The organism is Okeania sp. (assembly GCF_983059655.1).
In genome coordinates, this window is sequence record NZ_CEZPJD010000786.1 from 1 (window position 1) to 3,676 (window position 3,676).

Consider the following 3,676-nt stretch of genomic DNA (forward strand, 5'->3'; position numbering starts at 1 on the left):
TTTAGTAGGAGAAGATGCTCAAGAATGGGTTTCTCGAACTCGTCAAGAAGCCACAAAAAAACCGCGAACAAATTATCCGTAATAATACAGATTAATCATTTGACATCATCCGTATATCTGTGGCAAAATCTGTGTCTAGCCACTATCTAGCCTTATTATTGTTGAGTCATAGCCATTACTTTTTCCACTGTCAAATCTGAGATATTGTCAAGAGTCGGCAGTACATCAGTTCCAGCAAACACCAGTGGTAGTTCTTGCTTCTCCCAAACCCAGATTTGCTGTCGCTGAATATCAATTAACCAAGCAAGTTGAGTCCCGTTACCCAAACAGTGCAGAATCTTGTTCTGTAAGTCTAATGTGCTTTGATCCGGAGAACGAATTTCAATTATCCAGTCCGGTGAACCTTGTAGTGGCCCATCTTGATTCCCAAGGCGATCGCTTTTGACAACCACAATATCTGGTACAGGAGATAAGGGAGGAATAATGCACCGGAGTTCCTGAATAGCTTCATAAGCTTCGGTTTTGTTGTTAATAGTATTGACGAGGTTACGCTGGAGGCGAGAATGAAACAGGGTTGGCATCGGTTTTTGTTGTGGTTGTCCATAGATAAATTCCCAAGCAGGAGAAGTTTCGATATTGGGTTGTTGGAGAAAAGCGTCTAAGGAATTAGTAGTAGTTGATAATTGCATAAGTTTATTTTTTTTAGGGAATAGGGAATAGGGAATAGGGAACAGGGAATAGAAATTAAGATTGGTTTACCTCAAAATTTTCAGACTTTTTATCAAGAGCGATCGCCAAAGATTAAATACAGTTTTTTCCTGGAGCGAAAGGTAAACATTCAGTCAATATAATTTTATCCCTAGAAATTTTCCTAACTAAATAACTGGATTAATTCTCGCTATTAAATCTTGCTAATAATTCCTCCCGTGATAATTGTAATAGTAAAGGAAGAAATTCCTCTGAAGATAATGACAACATTGGTTGAATAATTTCTCTAAGTTCGTCATCTAAAGAATTAAACCTAAATTTCAATACACTTTCGATAGCTGCATTACGCTCCATTCGTTTAGCAGTTTCTAATTGTTCTAATAAACGTGGTGATAAGTGCATAATTAACTCCCTATTTTGTACTTCTAATTCTCAACTTCCTTCTAATTTACTACGCAAAATAAAAAAACATCTAACCGAATTAATTCTCACTATTAAATCTTGCCAATAATTCTTCCCGTGATAATTGTAAAAGTAAAGGAAGAAATTCCTCTGGAGATAATGACGACATTGGTTGAATAATTCCTCTGAGTTCTTCATCTAAAGAATTAAACCTTAATCTCAACAAATTTTCGATAACCATTAGGTTAGCTTGTTGTATTCCTTGTTCTATACCTTCTTGTTTTCCTAACTGAGTAGCAGTTTCTAATTGTTCTAATAATAGTGGTGATAAGCGCATAATTAACTCCCTATCTTGTACTTCTAATTCTGAACTTACTTCTAAGTTACTACGCAAAGATGATAATGACAATAAAGCATTTACCCGAAATTGATTATCTGGTGGTAATGCTTCTAGCTCATCAATTGCCTGTTGTTGTACTCTACCTCTGCCCAAAATTCTTAACCATAGAGTGTCTAAGGTCTTTGGTAATTGATGAATTACTACTAATCCTGTTCTCAGATATTCAGGTAATAAATAAACCCCTGAACCCCAATTTTCATCATCACTTTTAGCACCAAAACCCTCTAATATGGTCTTTGATGCTGTAGGTGTTAATATCCATAATTTCGGATAATTATTTTCATTCAGGCGAGTATTTTCCCGATTTGCTCGACGGATAAAGTCTGTATTTACTTCTAATAATTTAAGTAAACAACTCCGAATTTCATCAATTGTTACAGGATTTCTAAAGGGTTCAAATAAACAAATTGTTGTAGCTAATTTTCCTAATAATCCTAATTCTTCTGGAGAAATTTTTGGTTGAGTTGATGGTGCAAAAAAGACATCTACTTGTCTAACTTCACTGCGAATTTCTAGGGGAATTTGACATTCTCCTAATTGTGATAATAATTCTTCTAAATAATCTTTAGCGAATTGGTCATGGATAAATCTTGTCATATCGTTTCACAGAATTCAAATGTTCCCAGTGCGGGCATCTTGCCCGCTATTATCTCAGAGAACTAAACACCTTCTTTCTTCTTCCATCTTCCTTCTTCCCTCTTCCTTCTTCCTTCTTACTAAAAATCTTGACAATTTGCCTGTACAATTTTTCTGACTTCTCCAGGCTCTAATTTTATTAATTTCTTAGTTGCTTGAATTTGAGTAGGCTGATTTTCTAAATGTTGACGCTCAATTAATTCCCATTCTTCTGCTGTTTTCGTGTAGCGTCTAGATGTAGCCCTATCCATATTCATAGATGTCGCAACTTCATTTAAAGAAGCCCATCCTGGTTGATTTCGCATTCTATGTAAATAGCGAGTCATTATATCAATATCAATTTTCATTGTGCATTTTCCTGATTACTTTTAACTCTATATAATTTGATAAAATAAAGAATATTACCGAATAATTAATAATTAAATTATTTTGGTTTAAAGTCTCCCCTTTTAAGGGAGAAAAATAATATTTCCTTATATTCAATCAAGAACGGTTTTAACCAGAGGTAATTATCAATTATCCATTATCAATCATCAATTAATGAAAAGTATTTTAGAAAAGAAAGAAGCAAGAAAAAAAGTAATAATAATTGACTTTCTTGCTCAATTAGATAAATAGGTTTTGACAAAAACAATTCTTATCAAAATTGTCTATTCTTTATAGCAAATATCCATTGCGCTTAGTGTAATACTAGGTAATCTAATATTCAGATCATTAGCGATCAAAAAGTATCTGTTTATAAGCGCGTTTAATGCAACTACACGCCTAAATAAAATTTCAAGACTAACATTACAATTGATAACCACAACTAGAACAAAAGCGATCGCTTGTTTGTACAGGAGAGCCACATTGGGGACAAAAACGCTTCCCAAAAGTTGCAGAGGAACTTGACCCCATTTCCATCGACATATTACCCATCCGCATCTGCATTGGGTTCATATTCATTTCCATATCGCCCATTTTCATCGGTTTCATCGGTTCCATCGGTTTCATAGGTTCCATTGGTTTCATCGGTTCCATCGGTGGCATACTTGTGCTGGGTGTTGCCTCTACTTGTTGAAGGGATAAGACTTCAGCATCGCTCAAGGTGGGCATCCCACTTATGGTACTTATTCCACCTGCCTGCAACTGAACAAAAGATTGTCCCTGTTCCGACTCTATACGCAAAATTACTCCAGTAGCAGTCTTAAACAAAGTGGGTACTACAGTCCATTTACCTGTTTGAAATCCTGTACTTGCCTGTTGTTGTTGACCAGGGCCACCACTAGAAAGAGTTACCACAGTTTGCATTCCCTGATTTTCAATATAAACTTGCTGGCCATTACTAAGATTACATTTGTAAGCCATAATTTTTAGTCGATCATTAGTTAATTGTATCTATTATAACAATTTTATTTATAATAATTGTTACTTTTTTATGTAAATTTTACACTTATTTAATATAATAATTAAAGTTTAATAATCATCAAGTAGTTGATAAATTATAAATAAAAATAGTGCAATTTGACTCTTACACTCCGGGGGAGTTTT

The 3,676-nt window shown here is 34.6% G+C and carries 5 protein-coding genes; all 5 read right to left on the reverse strand.

The features are described 5' to 3' along the window. Window positions 1–155: 155 nt before the first annotated feature. The 5 genes from AC3DU7_RS28340 to AC3DU7_RS28360 all read right to left on the reverse strand — a co-directional run bounded on the left by AC3DU7_RS28340 (window position 156) and on the right by AC3DU7_RS28360 (window position 3,493). Entirely contained in the window at window positions 156–689 is a 534-nt protein-coding gene (locus tag AC3DU7_RS28340; protein ID WP_488038573.1) for a Uma2 family endonuclease, read from the reverse strand. A gap of 199 nt (window positions 690–888) precedes the next feature. Beyond that, window positions 889–1,110: a hypothetical protein gene (locus AC3DU7_RS28345; protein WP_488042598.1), complete on the reverse strand. Its 222-nt coding sequence runs from the start codon at window positions 1,108–1,110 to the stop codon at window positions 889–891. A 79-nt stretch (window positions 1,111–1,189) separates the two neighbouring features. Beyond that, window positions 1,190–2,107, reverse strand: a complete 918-nt coding sequence (locus AC3DU7_RS28350; protein WP_488042599.1) for a hypothetical protein — start codon at window positions 2,105–2,107, stop codon at window positions 1,190–1,192. Between the two features lie 119 nt (window positions 2,108–2,226). Next, complete coding sequence (locus AC3DU7_RS28355; RefSeq protein ID WP_293088028.1) at window positions 2,227–2,493, reverse strand: transcriptional regulator; 267 nt, start codon at window positions 2,491–2,493, stop codon at window positions 2,227–2,229. A gap of 442 nt (window positions 2,494–2,935) precedes the next feature. Further along, a complete protein-coding gene (locus AC3DU7_RS28360; protein WP_488038575.1) occupies window positions 2,936–3,493 on the reverse strand; it encodes a zinc ribbon domain-containing protein in 558 nt (185 codons plus the stop codon). Window positions 3,494–3,676 lie beyond the last annotated feature (183 nt).

What these genes read in the sequence shown, in the direction of transcription:
- AC3DU7_RS28340 (WP_488038573.1), bottom strand. Translation starts at nt 689, where the DNA reads ATGCAATTATCAACTACTACTAATTCCTTAGACGCTTTTCTCCAACAA.
- AC3DU7_RS28345 (WP_488042598.1), bottom strand. Translation starts at nt 1,110, where the DNA reads ATGCACTTATCACCACGTTTATTAGAACAATTAGAAACTGCTAAACGA.
- AC3DU7_RS28350 (WP_488042599.1), bottom strand. Translation starts at nt 2,107, where the DNA reads ATGACAAGATTTATCCATGACCAATTCGCTAAAGATTATTTAGAAGAA.
- AC3DU7_RS28355 (WP_293088028.1), bottom strand. Translation starts at nt 2,493, where the DNA reads ATGAAAATTGATATTGATATAATGACTCGCTATTTACATAGAATGCGA.
- AC3DU7_RS28360 (WP_488038575.1), bottom strand. Translation starts at nt 3,493, where the DNA reads ATGGCTTACAAATGTAATCTTAGTAATGGCCAGCAAGTTTATATTGAA.